The sequence below is a fragment of the Methanohalophilus halophilus genome, assembly GCF_001889405.1.
In the GTDB taxonomy this organism is placed as follows: domain Archaea; phylum Halobacteriota; class Methanosarcinia; order Methanosarcinales; family Methanosarcinaceae; genus Methanohalophilus; species Methanohalophilus halophilus.
The window spans coordinates 503,787-517,606 of sequence record NZ_CP017921.1 but is presented as its reverse complement, the minus strand read 5'-3'; the positions used below and the strand labels follow the sequence as shown (position 1 = coordinate 517,606).

The following is a 13,820-nucleotide window of genomic DNA, read 5'->3' as shown; positions in this document are numbered from 1 at the left end:
GGACCAAATCCAAACAATCATGTCCGATGTACCAAATCACAACAAAGATGCCGAAGAATGCCTTTCTGATGAAGAAGTGGAAGAATTGATGATCAGGACTTCCAGAAAGCAGATACGATCGGATTACCGGCGCAGTCTGGGTTCGGAAGCTAGCAGACGGTATTGTGACATAAATAGCGGGAAGGACTAAAGGCTGGCAAAATTCCTTATATTGCAAATACATACTTTCCTGCATGTCATCCATGGAATCAATCAATCCATCAACCGGGGAGCTGGTGGAATCTTTTTCGATACATAAGTCGGAAGATGTCAGGGACATCCTTGAAAACTCATATCAGGCATTTCTGGATTGGAAATTCCTTAATGTCGATGTGCGGTGTGATTATCTGCGGCAAGTTGGGAAAGTGTTGCGCCAGCGCAAGCAGGAGTGTGCAGAACTGATCACCCGGGAGATGGGAAAACCCATCAAACAGTCGTTGGGTGAGATCGAAAAATGTGCCCTGACATTTGATTACTATGCTGACAGGACACCTTCCCTTATGGAGCCACGTGTGGAAGATACCGATGCGACCTATTCCAGTGTATTCTTTGAACCGATGGGTCCGGTTCTGTGCATAAAACCCTGGAATTTTCCCTTCTGGCAGGTGCTCAGTGCGGCTTCCCATATCCTGGCTGGTGGCAATACCATCCTGCTCAAACATTCATCCAGTGTACCGGCATGTGCCCTGAAAATCGAAGAAATAATGCAGCAGGCCGGATTGCCGGGAGGTGTATTTCAAACTCTTCTGATTGATGGCAAGACAGCTTCTTCCCTAATCTCATCTGACGAAATTGCCGCTGTGTCCTTTACGGGAGGAACTGAAGCCGGGCGCCGGGTGGCTGTGGAGGCAGCTTCATCCCTGAAGAAATACGTGCTCGAACTTGGAGGAAGTGATCCTTTCGTTGTCCTTGAAGGAGCTGACGTACAAAGAGCTGCAAAGGCGGCTGTTGCTGCGAGATTTATCAATACCGGTCAAACCTGTATTGCTGCCAAGCGTTTTATCGTGGAAGAGCCATTAATGGAGGAATTTAAAAGACACTTCATTGATCAAACACGTAGTATGAAAGTTGGTGATCCGCTGGAAGAGGACACAGACATTGGTCCTCTTGTACGGGCAGAAGAAATGCACAGATTGGGTTCCCAGGTGGCAGATTCCATTGAAAAAGGTGCAAAGGTTGAACTTGACGGCGGGTGGGTTGAAGGTGCAGGATTTTTCTATTCTCCGGTTGTGCTTTCCGGAATAACTGATAATATGGATGTAATGCGTCAGGAAACGTTCGGCCCCGTTGCTCCCTTGGTCTCCGTGAAAGATGAAGCTGAAGCAATAAAGGTTGCAAACGCCACTCCCTATGGACTGGGTGCGAGTATCTGGGGTGGTGATTCAGAGCATCTGCTTCAAATCGGAAAAAGGATTCAGGCAGGAGTTGTAGGGATTAACGGTTTCTTCAAACCGGAAGCATGCATGCCCTTTGGAGGTATGAAGCAAAGCGGGGTAGGCAGGGAGCTGTCTGACTTTGGCTTCTATGAATTCATGCACGTCCGGTCCCTGAAATCCTTTTAAACAATCTAAGGTCAAAATTTAATGATCAGGGATGCAAGTGTTTGAATCAGTCGGTAATTTCCACTCCACCCCGTGTATCAAATGCCAGGTACCCTTTAATGTTTGATGCTGCAGGTTTTGGTTGCGGATAATACCACGCACCATCCTTCAGTGTGCTATTTTCAAGAACGATATCATAATAACTGGCTCTGCCTTTCCAGGGGCAGACAGTTACTGTATCGCTGTCTCTGAAATATTCCATATTGGCCGATTCTGGTGGGAAATAATGATTTCCTTCCACTCTTTCGGTAGCATTACTATCTGCAAGTACGACTCCTTTATATTTTGCAACTGGCATATTAAATCCACTCCTCCTGGCAATATTGGATTAATTGATTTAAATATGTAATCATTGTGTAATAGCAACAAGTGAAAACATGAGTAAAACCAGTCTCAAAGACCTCGTGGAAAAGGAACTGCCTGCAGAATTGATTGAATATGTCCCTAACCGATTCGATGTTGTCGGTGACATTGCAATTGTCAGTATTCCTCCTGCTCTGCGGAATTATTCTGAAATGATTGCAACAAAAATTGTATCCATGAGGAGTAGTATCCAGACTGTTCTTAATAAAGTAAGTCGGGTCAAAGGCGATCATCGTGTTTCAGATTTTGAGATTTTGCTGGGTGACAGTACTGTAACTACACACGGGGAATTCAAACACCGCTATCGTTTGGATCTTTAGGAAGTATTTTTTAATCCCCGGCTGGGTTATGAAAGGCACAGGGTAACATCCCTTGTTCTTCCCGGGGAAGATGTACTGGTTCCTTTCTGTGGTGTGGGGCCGTTTGCAATCCCTGCTGCTATAGGGGATGTACGTGTTTTTTGTGTCGAAAAGAACCGGCATGCATGTCACTGGCTGGCCGAGAATATACAGTTGAATCATTTCAGGGGAAGCATCCACCCCATAAATGCAGATGCAACGGATATTCCGGTTATTCTTGATATGAAGTTTGACAGGTTCATAGTTCCTACTCCCTATGGGCAGGACCATTTCTTTTCTTTACTCTCCCCCCTTTTGAAAGAAGGAGGCATGATGCATTTCTACACTTTTCAGGTAGCAGAGGATATGGAAAAATCAAAACAGTTCTTTCAGGATGCAGGTTACGAAATAATTGGTGTGCGACGGTGCGGCAATGTAGCATGTGGTGTCAGCAGATGGGTGTTTGACCTGAAAAAGAAATGTTTAGTAAAAAGGTAAGGTATAAGGATGGTATCAAAGTAAATTAAAATCGGTCTGTTATCATGTCACAAATGTCAACTCCAAAACCAACGATTGTATGCTCCAGTGTGGATGCTGCGAGTATGAATATAATGTCCCATATTCTGGAAATGGATGAATGGGAAAAGCAATCCATTGAGCCTATTTATGAGGATATTGCCAATGTATATGAATCCGGAAAGTTCCTGCTTGTGGAAGTTTCCATCCATCATATCTTTCAGGATGGCCTGGACGACAAACTGGGCCATCTTGGATTCATTCCTTCATGTTTCATTTTTGCTTCCAAACATAAAAGTGATGATGGCCGTAAACTTCTTACCGCCCATTTTACAGGCAATCCTTCGGAGGCAAAATTCGGTGGCTATCCCGGAAAGCTTTCAATTGCTTATTCCTCTGCCCTGAAACCTTTACTGATGCAGCTGCAGTCCTTTTCTGCAGGTATGGATTATGATGTGTCTATGGAATCCACACATCATGGCCCTACAGACTTGCAAATTCCTTCCATTTATGCAGAGATTGGCAGTGGTCCCGCGCAGTGGGATGATAAAGGGGCCGCAGATGTACTTGCCAGATCCATACTTACCTTCGATACCCGGAAGTTGCCAATAGCTCTGGGATTTGGGGGTGGGCATTATGCAGCCCGGCAATCAGAGATTGTTCTTAACAATAATGTGACCTTTGGCCATAATATTCCTTCCTACCAGCTGGAATTTGTTGATGAATCCCTTTTTAGTCGGGCAGTGGATAAGTCGGGGGCGGATTTTGTTTATATGGACAGGAAGGCCCTTTCATCTTCTGACCAAGAGTATCTGCATGATCTTGCCCGGAAAAATGACCTGCTGGTTTTGAGGGAGAGTGACATTCAGCAGATTGGAAATGTCCCCTGGGATATTTTCAAGAATATCCTGGTACGGTCCAGAGGCATAGAACCCACAACACCACCGTTATTTACAGATGTTCTCAGGAAAGAGCTGGAAAATTCTTCACCTGATGTTGTCCCGGATCCAGTTGAGTTGGTCATAGATGAGAGACTGGTCCACTATACCTGGAAGAGTAATCCGGACCGTTTCCTGGATATGCTGCAGGGATATCCGCTTGTATATCTGCAGAGGGACAACGGGACTTATAGGGGTTCTTTCCTGTTATTCGAAAAGAAAGATGCAGAAGACTTGCAGACTCAGATTATAGATGAATGCATTAAAATACTAAAAGAACATTATGAAATTGAGTATATTAGAGAGGACAATCTATTGTATCTTACATTCCGGAAGTTCAATCCGATAAAAGCGGAGAGTATAGGCGTCCCCGGAGGACCTCTGTTTGGTAAACTTGCCAGGGGAATTCCTGTTGAGGTTGATGGAAATATTATCCATCCGGATATGGTTCATGAGACAATTACAAAAGATCTTGTCCTGAAAAATATGATTCGTTGAATTCATGATTATCTTTGTGCTCGTGGAGGAAATTGAGTATGAAATCCATTGTTGAAGAGGCATTAGCTCGCTCAGCAGAAGAAAGACAAGTAAGTGCCGAAGCATCGGGACCGAAGGATGTCAATGCGGAGATCGAAGCAGTTTTGAAAGGTATGCATACCAATATTAAAGTTATTGGATGTGGCGGAGGAGGTTCGAACAGCGTCCAGAGGATGACGAATGAGGGAATTAAGGGAGCACAACTTGTAGCCCTCAATACTGATGCTCAACACCTTCTGAATGTTAGTTGTGATAATAAAATCCTGATCGGCAAGAAAAAGACCCGAGGTCTGGGTGCCGGCAGTCTTCCTCAAATTGGAGAGGATGCTGCACTTGAAAGTATTGATGAACTCACTGAAGTGGTCGAAGGTACCGACATGGTATTCATCACAGCAGGGCTTGGTGGAGGTACCGGAACCGGTTCCGCAGCCGTGGTAGCAGAGGCTGCCAGGGATGCAGGTGCTCTTACCATTGCTGTTGTAACTCTGCCTTTTGCAGTAGAGGGAGAGGTGCGCCGTACCAATGCTGAAGCAGGACTGGAGAGACTCAGGGATGTTGCGGATACTGTAATTGTAGTACCCAATGACAAACTTCTGGAAGTAGTGCCTCGTTTGCCTTTGCAGGCAGCGTTCAAGGTATCGGATGAAGTGTTGATGAGGGCTGTAAAAGGAATTACCGAACTGATAACCAAACCCGGTCTTGTTAACCTTGACTTTGCCGATGTACGTACCGTAATGCAGAATGGTGGAGTTGCCATGATCGGTCTGGGTGAGGCTGATGGTGACAGTAAGGCCAGTGAATCCGTACAGAAAGCATTACGCAGTCCACTTCTTGACGTGGATATCTCCGGTGCAACATCTGCACTTGTCAATGTTGTCGGTGGTCAGGATATGACTGTTTCAGAAGCAGAAGGAGTAGTTCAGGAAGTCTATAGCAGGATAGACCCCGGCGCAAGACTCATATGGGGTGCACAGGTCGATCCGGATCTGGAACACACAGTGCGCACAATGATAGTTGTGACAGGTGTCAAATCACCGCAAATATATGGACCGGGCGGAGCAAAGAACGTTACAAGGAGATATGGAATAGACTTTGTGGGATGATTTCCTGCATTTTCTATTTTGGATATCATATTCCTCCAGTCGAAAGGTATTTTACATATAAGGTTATGTGAGTGGCGCTATAGTTTTATAGCATAATTTTACTCTAACTACTTCCATACCAATTATTCAACGTTTATCGGTTGTGGATATTTTGGCAGAGAACATATTAAAATCAGCAATGAACAATCGCAGTGTCAGCCAGATCCTGAAGTCCTATTACAGGGTGCTGAAACTTTCCAGAAAGCCTGCCCGGGAAGAGTTCCTCATGATCTCAAAGGTTGCAGGTGCAGGGATTGTAGCAATCGGCTTTGTTGGCTTTGTGGTCTATATATTGCTGACCGAATTGCCGACATGGGTGTAACTCTATGAGTGAAGATAGCTCTATATTCGTGATTAAGACGACTGCAAATCAGGAACGCTCAGTTGCCGGAATGCTGGCCAAAGTGGCTAAAAAGGAGAATCTGGATATAAGGGCTCTTCTTGCACCGGATGAGCTTAAGGGTTATGTACTTGTGGAATCTTCCAATTCAGGTGAGGTCGAACAGGCTATTCAGACAGTTCCACATGCAAGGGCTGTTGTGAAGGGTCAATCGAGCATGGAAGAAATCATGCATTTCCTGACTCCCAAACCGACGGTTACAGGAATCACGGAAGGCGCGATCATAGAGGTTACTTCAGGTCCTTTCAAGGGAGAAAAAGCACGTGTCAAGCGTGTTGATGAAGGACATGAAGAAATCACTGTCGAGCTTTTCGATGCTGTGGTACCTATCCCCATCACTATTCGTGGGGATACAGTGAGAATACTCCGCAAAGAAGAGGAGTAAAGCCAATTAAAAATAATTATTTCAATCAAAATTAAAAGGTGATGATTAATGTCAAGTGTTGTTGAAGCATTGGTTGCCGGCGGTAAAGCAAACCCGGGTCCTCCACTGGGTCCGGCGCTCGGACCATTGGGTGTGAACATAAAGGAAGTTGTTGACACTATAAATGAAAAGACCAGTGATTACAATGGAATGCAGGTTCCTGTAAAGGTCATTGTGGGCGATGATAAAAGTGTGGAGATCGAAGTAGGTACTCCTCCAACAGCCGCTCTTGTCCTCCAGGAAGCCGGTATAGGCAAAGGCGCAGGTGAAGAAGGTAGCAGTGAAATTGTAGGAAATCTCAATATCACCCAGCTTGCCAAGATAGCCCGTATGAAAAAGGACGACCTTCTTTCCTATGAAATGAAAGCAGGCATCAAGGAAGTTCTAGGTACATGTGTGCCAATGGGAGTTACCGGTGAAGGAATGGATCCCCGGGATTGCCAAAAGGCAGTTGATGAAGGTAAATTTGATGAGGCACTTGCCTCTGAAGCATGGTAACCCCATGCTTTTCATTTGACCGATAGGTTTAAAAATAATTGTCCTATATTGGTGAGCCCGTATAGATGACAATAAATCGTTCCGTAGGAGGCCTTTGCGGCTGATGATCACTACGGGAGGTACAGTATGGTAGAAGAATCTATATTAAACACAGTCGAAAGGTTATTTGAGGAATCCCCACAGCGCAATTTTGCGGAAAGTGTGGATCTTGCCATCAATTTAAAAAACCTTGACATGAGCCAGCCCAAATATCGTGTGGATGAAGAAATTTATCTCCCCAATGGCCTTGGCAAGGACCTTAAGATCGCTGTTTTTGCAAAGGGTGAAGTAGGCCTTCAGGCAAAGGAAGCGGGCTGTGACTATGTTTTCACCGAGGAAGATATTAATGACCTCGCAGATGACAAAAGTCGCGCACGTGCCATTGCTAATGAATGTGACTTCTTCATTGCCGAAGTGCAGTACATGCCACTTATCGGTAAAACCCTTGGTGCAATTCTCGGTCCCAGAGGTAAGATGCCTGTCCCACTTACGCCAGATAAAAACGTGGCGGACATGATAAAATCCTCTAAGAATTCTATTCGCATTCGTTCCAAGGATAAACTCACTTTCCATGTTGCAGTGGGAAGAAGGGATATGGATGCAGAAAGAATTGCAGAGAACATTGAAAGCATTGTGAACAGGGTTGAGTCTGTACTTGATAAAGGAAAACAGAATCTCAAGTCCATATATGTTACAACCACAATGGGCAAATCTTTGAGGGTGGTATGATGGAAGAAGAGCTTCACCACAGTGAACATATCCCTCAATGGAAAAAACAGGAAATAGAGGATATAAAGGCTCTCATAGAAAAATATCCATTGTTTGGTATTGTAGGTGTGGGAGGTATCCCGGCCAAACAACTCCAGGCTATGAGACGTGAACTGAAAGATGTGGCAGTCCTCAAAGTATCCAGGAACACTCTTGTCAACAGGGCACTGGAAGGCTCCTCTAAAGATTGTTCTGAAATGATTGATTATCTTAATCAACAGTGTGCACTAATTTTCACCAATGAGAATCCTTTCAAACTCTATAAGTTGCTTGAGCAGAGCAAGACACCTTCACCAATAAAGGCAGGTGCAATTGCTCCCCAGGATATTAAGGTGGAAAAAGGTCCAACCAGTTTCCCGCCGGGCCCCATTCTCGGAGATCTCCAGAGTGCTGGTATCCCGGCATCTATCGATGGCGGTAAAGTTGTAGTCAGCGAAAACAAGGTTGTTACAGAAGAAGGTAATGTAGTATCCCAGAACCTTGCTTCAATGCTTGCAAGGCTTGAGATATTCCCTATAGAAGTGGGACTTGACCTTCATGCAGTTTTCGAAGATGGTTCTATCTTTACTCCCGATGTACTGGCAATTGACAATGATAAATACTTCTCCGATATTGCCGCAGCGTCCAGACAGGCTTTCAATCTGGCAGTCAATGTAGCATATCCAACAACCGCTACGATCAGCACTTTGATCTCCAAGGCATCTTCCGAAGCAATGAACCTTGGTATCAATGCAACAGTACTGGAACCAGAGATCATGGATTCCCTGCTTGGAAAAGCACATTCCCAGATGATTTCACTCGCATCTGCTGTATCTGCAAACAATGAAGATGCAGTGGACGAGGATCTCAAATCTGTTCTGGGTGCAGCAGCACAAAGTGCAGCTGCAACAGTTGAGGAACAGCCTGCTGAAGAAGCAGCTGAGGAAGAAGTAGAAGAGGAAGAAGAGGATGCAGAAGAGGGCGGAATGGCCGGTCTTGGAGCACTTTTCGGATGAGATTTAAGATTAATTACAGGTGATTCACAATGGAATATATATATGCAGCACTTTTACTCCACAACGCTGGAAAAGATGTTACTGAAGATGCAGTAAAAGCTGTCCTTGAGGCAGCAGGTACCGATGTAGACGAAGCACGTGCAAAAGCTCTCATTGCAGCTCTTGAAGATGTAGACATCGAAGAAGCTATGAGCACCGCAGCAGTTGCAGCAGCACCTGCAGCAGCACCAGCAGCAGCACCTGCTGAAGCTACAGAAGAGGCAGCTGAAGCTGAGGAAGAAGAGGAAGAAGACGAATCAGAAGAGAGCGGAATGGCCGGTCTTGGTGCACTCTTTGGATAATTCCCTCACTTTGTCCGCTACGGCGGACACCTTTTTACTTTTTTTAAAATAAACAGTCGACTTTATCTGTATTGACCAACAAGGATGTGGTCAATGTCCCGTTTCTCAATTGTATCTGCCCTGCGTCCGATATGGCAAATGAAAATGCGTAGGCGTCCCTATGTTCTGTCACACGGTGTAAATTCCCGTTGCAATATGCAATGTCCTTTCTGTGAATACTGGCAGGAAGAAAAATCGGATATGTCATTTGAGGAGATTGCTCAAATGCTTGACGAGGCTGCAGATTTTGGTATAGGTGTCTACAATGCCTGGACAACGGAACCTCTGCTTCGAGAAGACCTTCCTGCTATTCTGGAACATGCTCATTCAAAAGGCATAATGACCTCACTGGTAACCAATGGTCTACTTCTGGAAAAACGCTTGCCAGATCTTTCAAACCTTGATTTCCTTTCGATTTCAGTAGACGGCCTGGAAAGTTACAGGGAGATAAGGGGTATCGATATTTCCCGCATCCTTCCCGGAATCAAGAAAAGTGTTGAAATAATGGAACGTCCTGTCCTGTTGAATTGTGTTATAAGCTCTAAAAACGTGGATGAACTAACCGATCTTGTGTACTTTGCAGCAGAGATTGGTGCCAGGATTTCTTTTGAACCTCTGTATGAATTTGAAAATATCAAGGATGATGTATGGGAGAATATGGAGGTCAAAGACCGTGAGGCATATCGCAGAGCTCTGGATTCACTGATAGGGATGAAATCACAGGGCTATCCAATTATTAATTCTCTCACCTATCTCAAAATGGTACGTAACAGAAAACCGTCTTTCAAATGCCATGCTCCTGATATTATACTGAATGTGGGTTGTGATGGTATGGTGGAAACATGCAGGGTTCATCGCCAACCTCTTGCTGATATCAGAAAGGGTGTGGAAAATGCCTGGGAGGCAAGTAAATCGACCATGGCCAAAACCGTGAATGAATGCGATAAATGCCTTTTCTTCGGTTATGCTGAAAACAGCTTACTGTATAATTACAATCTGGAGGCGTTGCGCCATTACGAATGGATGTGATCATTTTTCTATCCAAATTTCCGGATGACCTGTAATATTCAGTCTTTGCGCAGCATTCCCACCATTGACAGCTATTTCCAGAAAGTCGTGGCTGCCTGTAAGGATCAGCAATTCATCCTTTTGTACTTTGCCATATGTCGGGGAATAAGACGCTACATTTCCCTGCACGACTAACTTTTCTGCGGGTTTTGCAAAATCTTCCAGCATCTTTGCCGGAATATTTGTTATTACATTTCCAAAACTGTCGATGTACAGCACTCTTCCATAAAGTTTGTCCACAGCTGCATTGGCTTCTCCGAAACTAATTTCTTCAAAGGCTTCTATGGGTTGGCCTATATCCTCTGCTTCATGGCCAGATGCCAGCAAACCGGCTACAGGAGCGAATATATCCCTGCCATGAAATGTATTGGATACCCTGTCCAGCATGGCTTTTTCTCCAATCTCGAAAACCTCAATATCGCCAATCCTGCGTGCAGCAGGGATAAGCAGTCCGTTATCCGGTCCAACAAAGTACTGATTTGCTGCGCGTACAATAATGGCTTTTCTGCTGGTGCCGACCCCCGGGTCCACCACAGCCAGATGGATTGTACCTGAAGGGAAAAAATGTGTGGTGGTGTAAAGGGCAAAAGCCGCAGATAATATATCTCCCTGTTTTATATCATGTGTCAGGTCGATGAATATCGGATCTTCGCACATGTTCAGGATAACCGCTTTCATGGAGGCAGGATAGAGATCCTTGAAATCTGTTGTAAGGGTAATTATTTTCATAACATTCTGTTTTGAAAGGAAACTTATATGGATGTCGCCAGCAGGCTTTTTTTAAAAGTTTTATATACTAATTCATCTATGTATCACCAATAAGCCGATGCTATTTAGTAAATCTTCATAAGATTGGAGGTATTATTATGGAAAGTTCTCAATTATTCTTGATTTTATTGGCAGTCTACTTAGCTGGACTGATTGGTATAGGCTGGTATTTTACCAAAAAACAAAACACCGTAACCGATTTCTGGCTTGCCGGCAGACGTATCGGGACGATTGGGGTAGGATTCTCCTCAGCAGCGTCCTGGTTGACGGCAGGAGGCCTGCTTGCAGTTATTGCATTCTTTATGCTGCAGGGAATGGGTTCAATATGGGGATTCGTGGCTCCCAACATTCTTGCTCTTCTTATAATTGCTATATTTGTAAAAAAGATAAAGAATCTGCCCGCAATAACCCAGGCAGAATTACTTGAACAACGTTACAGTGCAGCAATCAGGGCGCCGATAGGTATTATAATTACCATCGTCATGATTCTTTTTGCAGTGGCTGATATCAAAGGTTTTGCTCTGGTACTTGAGATATTCTATGGGTTTGATCCATTGTATGCAGCCCTGATTGTTGCTCTGGCAGTCTCTGTTTATGTGACTTTAGGAGGTCTCAGTGCGGTTGTCTGGACTGATGTGGTGCAGTTCCTTTTCCTCTCCGTGTTCACGATAGTCATTGCAATTGTTGCTGTAGGAGCAGCTACAGGTGGTGCTGTCGATACTCCTGCCAACGCAGGTGAGTTATTTTCCAATGTCTCTTCTGGCTGGTGGAACCCGCTGTCCATTGGAATCCCGATGGTATTGATATTTTTGTTTGCAATCGTTCCCGGCTGGATCACCGAGCAGGACCCCTGGCAGAAAGTATGGGCTGCACGTGATTCCAAGTCCGCACGTAATGGGCTGCTTCTGGGTTCCCTCCTGATAACAATTGTATTTGCAGGTTGTGCGGTAATTGCTATCGCTCTGAGTTCCATTTACCCGGAAATACCGGCTGCAGGTTTCCCTATGGGAATGGCTCAGGCAGAACCGGCATTGCTTGTTTTTGTGCTTGAAAACTTTTCCCCGCTCGTTATTGCCCTGAGTGCGATAGGCCTGGCTGCTGCTGCTATGTCCTGCACGGATACCTTTGCAACTTCCGGGGCATCCTGTGTGTCCCGTGATATCTACCAGCGTTTCATTAAACCGGATGCCACCATGAAACAGATGCTTGCGGTCAACAGGCTCAGTGTACTTTTCATAGTCCTTGCAGCTACTGTGGGTTCGTTTTTCATTACCAGTATCCTTGAGGCTATTCATATAGCCACATACATTGCCAGTGCTTCCTACTTCTTCCCATTGATGGGAGGTCTTTACTGGAAGCGTGCTACCAAGGAAGGTGCCATGGCAGGTCTTATTGTGGGTGCAGTTGTTCAGATAAGCCTGATTGTGTATGATATTTACATGACAGCTCCAATGGCTCCTGCATATCTCCAGACAGTTCACCCGATACTGATGAACCACGGTGTCATTGCTGGTATGGGACTTAGCGCAGTTGCCTTTTTCGGAGTGTCTCTGTTTACGAAACCATCAAGTGCTGTCAACCTTGCTCCTTTCTTCAAGGAAGAGGCAAAGAACCTGGCAGCTGAAGCAGCAGTTACAGTTGAGGACGACGATCCCAAATTCCAGAAATTCCTCAAGAGAATCGATGAACAACTTGCCGGTGAAAGAGCACATCTGCATGTAAGGCTGGAAAGTTCTGCTTCCGTGAACTGGCACAGGTTCGTTGAATCCCTGCGATCTTCCTATGTTGCCTGGGTAACTCCTACCGGGGTGGATTCTGTATATCGTCTTGTGCAGTCGGATATGCTTTCCTGCGTATCCATAACACGCGGTACCACAGATAAAGAGATCTGGTTTGCCTCGGAACCTCCTGCCTCGGAAATGGGTGATCAGAAGAAGGAACTCTATGTAGCCTATAACGAGGTTGCTGCAGCTCTTGAAAGCATGGGTGTTTTCCTTACGGTAGTCGAAGAATGAGTGAAGGGGCAATCCCTTCCCTTCTTGGACACCGATAACTTTTTTAAATAATCGATCGGTGGATAGTATAATGCGAAAACAAGTGGTAGTCCTATTTCTGATACTCACTTCAGCCATCTATCTTAGTGGTTGCATCGATGACATTATACCTGTTGATGAAGCCGCTGAAACAACCAATGCATCGGAGTATACACTGGATCCGTTCATTGCTAACGATTCATGTGAGTGTGGCATTAATACGACTACTTTTTACCTTTTCCCCGATTCGCCTGTAAAAGCGGTTTATGTATTTGAGAATGTAAATCTTCTTGAGGTAGTTCCCCTGGAAGATATTACAAATCCAGGTTCTGATGTACTTTCAAACATTGTAATTGTGGCCAAACCCGGTGGAAATAACGGTAATCCAGCTGCAACAGTCAGACAGTTATCTGCCTCAGGGCCAATGGATTCGATAGACTATACCCTTTCTGAAGAATCCGAGTCCGGGCAGACCAAACAGGTAATTTCCTTCAATCAAAGCCTTACAGGATTTGTGGCCTATACAATGGAAGTGCCTATGGGGCAGGATTTCATGTATGTGCCATCACACCTTTCCACTGTCAGGGTGGTCCTTCCAGAAGGGTATACAACAGGCAACCAGTTTATAGGGAAGGTTGAACCAGCACCCGATTCCAGGTATATCGATGGACAGGGCAGGGAAGTACTTGTCTGGAATGATCTGCGTCAGGATACTTCTTCATCATTGTCTTCTATTGCAAAAGGCTTCTTGCCTTCCGATAATGGGGGAGAAGAGGAAGAAGAAATTAAGTTTAAGACTCTCTATCTCAAATTTTACTCAGAAAATGCGCCCCGTAGCCTGCTGATCGGTACATCAATACTTGGCGCAGGCGTGCTTCTGGTCATTGGGAATTTCCTGCGAAACCGTAGAAAACTGAATGAAACGATACGGATGGCAGAAGAAGACTGGAAAAAGGATAAAGAACGTTGAAGG

At 45.0% G+C, this 13,820-nt stretch carries 16 protein-coding genes and 1 pseudogene; 15 read left to right on the top strand and 2 right to left on the bottom strand.

Features of this window, described 5'->3' with window-relative positions:
* Positions 1-19: 19 nt before the first annotated feature.
* Positions 20-190 (top strand): hypothetical protein, encoded by a 171-nt coding sequence (locus tag BHR79_RS10635; protein ID WP_169818157.1) that lies wholly within the window; start codon positions 20-22, stop codon positions 188-190.
* Positions 191-233: 43 nt separating this feature from the next.
* The gene (locus tag BHR79_RS02650) at positions 234-1,601 is read left to right on the top strand and encodes an aldehyde dehydrogenase family protein (protein ID WP_072560897.1); all 1,368 of its coding nucleotides are present in this window, start codon (positions 234-236) and stop codon (positions 1,599-1,601) included.
* 46 nt (positions 1,602-1,647) lie between these two features.
* Here the strand turns inward: BHR79_RS02650 and BHR79_RS02645 are convergent, their stop codons facing one another.
* The gene (locus BHR79_RS02645; protein WP_072560894.1) at positions 1,648-1,938 is read right to left on the bottom strand and encodes a DUF427 domain-containing protein; all 291 of its coding nucleotides are present in this window, start codon (positions 1,936-1,938) and stop codon (positions 1,648-1,650) included.
* A 79-nt stretch (positions 1,939-2,017) separates the two neighbouring features.
* On the opposite strand from BHR79_RS02645, the gene BHR79_RS10920 reads away from it, so the two are divergent.
* The 11 genes and pseudogenes from BHR79_RS10920 to BHR79_RS02595 all read left to right on the top strand — a co-directional run bounded on the left by BHR79_RS10920 (position 2,018) and on the right by BHR79_RS02595 (position 10,007).
* The gene (locus BHR79_RS10920) at positions 2,018-2,323 is read left to right on the top strand and encodes a class I SAM-dependent methyltransferase family protein (RefSeq protein ID WP_083433003.1); all 306 of its coding nucleotides are present in this window, start codon (positions 2,018-2,020) and stop codon (positions 2,321-2,323) included.
* Between the two features lie 15 nt (positions 2,324-2,338).
* Positions 2,339-2,839: pseudogene (locus tag BHR79_RS10915) on the top strand (RsmD family RNA methyltransferase); the annotation flags it as partial.
* A 44-nt stretch (positions 2,840-2,883) separates the two neighbouring features.
* Positions 2,884-4,293: a D-aminoacyl-tRNA deacylase gene (locus BHR79_RS02635; protein ID WP_083433001.1), complete on the top strand. Its 1,410-nt coding sequence runs from the start codon at positions 2,884-2,886 to the stop codon at positions 4,291-4,293.
* 38 nt (positions 4,294-4,331) lie between these two features.
* Positions 4,332-5,435 (top strand): cell division protein FtsZ, encoded by a 1,104-nt coding sequence (ftsZ, locus tag BHR79_RS02630; RefSeq protein WP_072358587.1) that lies wholly within the window; start codon positions 4,332-4,334, stop codon positions 5,433-5,435.
* A 163-nt stretch (positions 5,436-5,598) separates the two neighbouring features.
* The gene (locus BHR79_RS02625) at positions 5,599-5,796 is read left to right on the top strand and encodes a protein translocase SEC61 complex subunit gamma (RefSeq protein ID WP_370448644.1); all 198 of its coding nucleotides are present in this window, start codon (positions 5,599-5,601) and stop codon (positions 5,794-5,796) included.
* 4 nt (positions 5,797-5,800) lie between these two features.
* Positions 5,801-6,259 (top strand): transcription elongation factor Spt5, encoded by a 459-nt coding sequence (locus BHR79_RS02620; RefSeq protein WP_072560890.1) that lies wholly within the window; start codon positions 5,801-5,803, stop codon positions 6,257-6,259.
* 48 nt (positions 6,260-6,307) lie between these two features.
* Positions 6,308-6,796 (top strand): 50S ribosomal protein L11, encoded by a 489-nt coding sequence (locus BHR79_RS02615; RefSeq protein WP_072560888.1) that lies wholly within the window; start codon positions 6,308-6,310, stop codon positions 6,794-6,796.
* 126 nt (positions 6,797-6,922) lie between these two features.
* On the top strand, positions 6,923-7,564 hold the full coding sequence (locus tag BHR79_RS02610) for a 50S ribosomal protein L1 (RefSeq protein ID WP_072560886.1): 642 nt from the start codon (positions 6,923-6,925) through the stop codon (positions 7,562-7,564).
* Positions 7,564-8,598 (top strand): 50S ribosomal protein L10, encoded by a 1,035-nt coding sequence (locus BHR79_RS02605; protein WP_072359582.1) that lies wholly within the window; start codon positions 7,564-7,566, stop codon positions 8,596-8,598. The genes BHR79_RS02610 and BHR79_RS02605 overlap by 1 nt, the downstream gene beginning before the upstream one ends.
* Positions 8,599-8,627: 29 nt before the next feature.
* Positions 8,628-8,939 carry a 50S ribosomal protein P1 gene (gene rpl12p, locus BHR79_RS02600; RefSeq protein WP_072560884.1) on the top strand — a complete coding sequence of 104 codons (312 nt, stop codon included), beginning with the start codon at positions 8,628-8,630 and terminating at the stop codon, positions 8,937-8,939.
* A gap of 93 nt (positions 8,940-9,032) precedes the next feature.
* Positions 9,033-10,007, top strand: a complete 975-nt coding sequence (locus tag BHR79_RS02595; protein ID WP_072560883.1) for a radical SAM protein — start codon at positions 9,033-9,035, stop codon at positions 10,005-10,007.
* Here BHR79_RS02595 and BHR79_RS02590 read toward each other — a convergent pair whose 3' ends face one another.
* The gene (locus tag BHR79_RS02590; protein ID WP_072560881.1) at positions 10,008-10,775 is read right to left on the bottom strand and encodes an SAM hydrolase/SAM-dependent halogenase family protein; all 768 of its coding nucleotides are present in this window, start codon (positions 10,773-10,775) and stop codon (positions 10,008-10,010) included.
* A gap of 137 nt (positions 10,776-10,912) precedes the next feature.
* Between BHR79_RS02590 and BHR79_RS02585 the strand changes: the two genes are divergently transcribed.
* Both BHR79_RS02585 and BHR79_RS02580 read left to right on the top strand, forming a co-directional pair.
* Positions 10,913-12,829: a sodium:solute symporter family protein gene (locus BHR79_RS02585; RefSeq protein WP_072560879.1), complete on the top strand. Its 1,917-nt coding sequence runs from the start codon at positions 10,913-10,915 to the stop codon at positions 12,827-12,829.
* Positions 12,830-12,899: 70 nt separating this feature from the next.
* Entirely contained in the window at positions 12,900-13,817 is a 918-nt protein-coding gene (locus tag BHR79_RS02580; protein WP_072560877.1) for a DUF5803 family protein, read from the top strand.
* The last annotated feature ends 3 nt before the right edge of the window (positions 13,818-13,820 follow it).

Excerpts from the sequence above, each read along its gene's own strand:
- BHR79_RS10920 (WP_083433003.1), top strand. The coding sequence starts at position 2,018 with ATGAGTAAAACCAGTCTCAAAGACCTCGTGGAAAAGGAACTGCCTGCA.
- rpl12p (WP_072560884.1), top strand. The coding sequence starts at position 8,628 with ATGGAATATATATATGCAGCACTTTTACTCCACAACGCTGGAAAAGAT.
- BHR79_RS02610 (WP_072560886.1), top strand. The coding sequence starts at position 6,923 with ATGGTAGAAGAATCTATATTAAACACAGTCGAAAGGTTATTTGAGGAA.
- BHR79_RS02615 (WP_072560888.1), top strand. The coding sequence starts at position 6,308 with ATGTCAAGTGTTGTTGAAGCATTGGTTGCCGGCGGTAAAGCAAACCCG.
- BHR79_RS10635 (WP_169818157.1), top strand. The coding sequence starts at position 20 with ATGTCCGATGTACCAAATCACAACAAAGATGCCGAAGAATGCCTTTCT.
- BHR79_RS02595 (WP_072560883.1), top strand. The coding sequence starts at position 9,033 with ATGTCCCGTTTCTCAATTGTATCTGCCCTGCGTCCGATATGGCAAATG.
- BHR79_RS02605 (WP_072359582.1), top strand. The coding sequence starts at position 7,564 with ATGGAAGAAGAGCTTCACCACAGTGAACATATCCCTCAATGGAAAAAA.
- BHR79_RS02645 (WP_072560894.1), bottom strand. The coding sequence starts at position 1,938 with ATGCCAGTTGCAAAATATAAAGGAGTCGTACTTGCAGATAGTAATGCT.
- BHR79_RS02590 (WP_072560881.1), bottom strand. The coding sequence starts at position 10,775 with ATGAAAATAATTACCCTTACAACAGATTTCAAGGATCTCTATCCTGCC.
- BHR79_RS02650 (WP_072560897.1), top strand. The coding sequence starts at position 234 with ATGTCATCCATGGAATCAATCAATCCATCAACCGGGGAGCTGGTGGAA.
- BHR79_RS02585 (WP_072560879.1), top strand. The coding sequence starts at position 10,913 with ATGGAAAGTTCTCAATTATTCTTGATTTTATTGGCAGTCTACTTAGCT.
- BHR79_RS02580 (WP_072560877.1), top strand. The coding sequence starts at position 12,900 with ATGCGAAAACAAGTGGTAGTCCTATTTCTGATACTCACTTCAGCCATC.
- BHR79_RS02635 (WP_083433001.1), top strand. The coding sequence starts at position 2,884 with ATGTCACAAATGTCAACTCCAAAACCAACGATTGTATGCTCCAGTGTG.
- ftsZ (WP_072358587.1), top strand. The coding sequence starts at position 4,332 with ATGAAATCCATTGTTGAAGAGGCATTAGCTCGCTCAGCAGAAGAAAGA.
- BHR79_RS02620 (WP_072560890.1), top strand. The coding sequence starts at position 5,801 with ATGAGTGAAGATAGCTCTATATTCGTGATTAAGACGACTGCAAATCAG.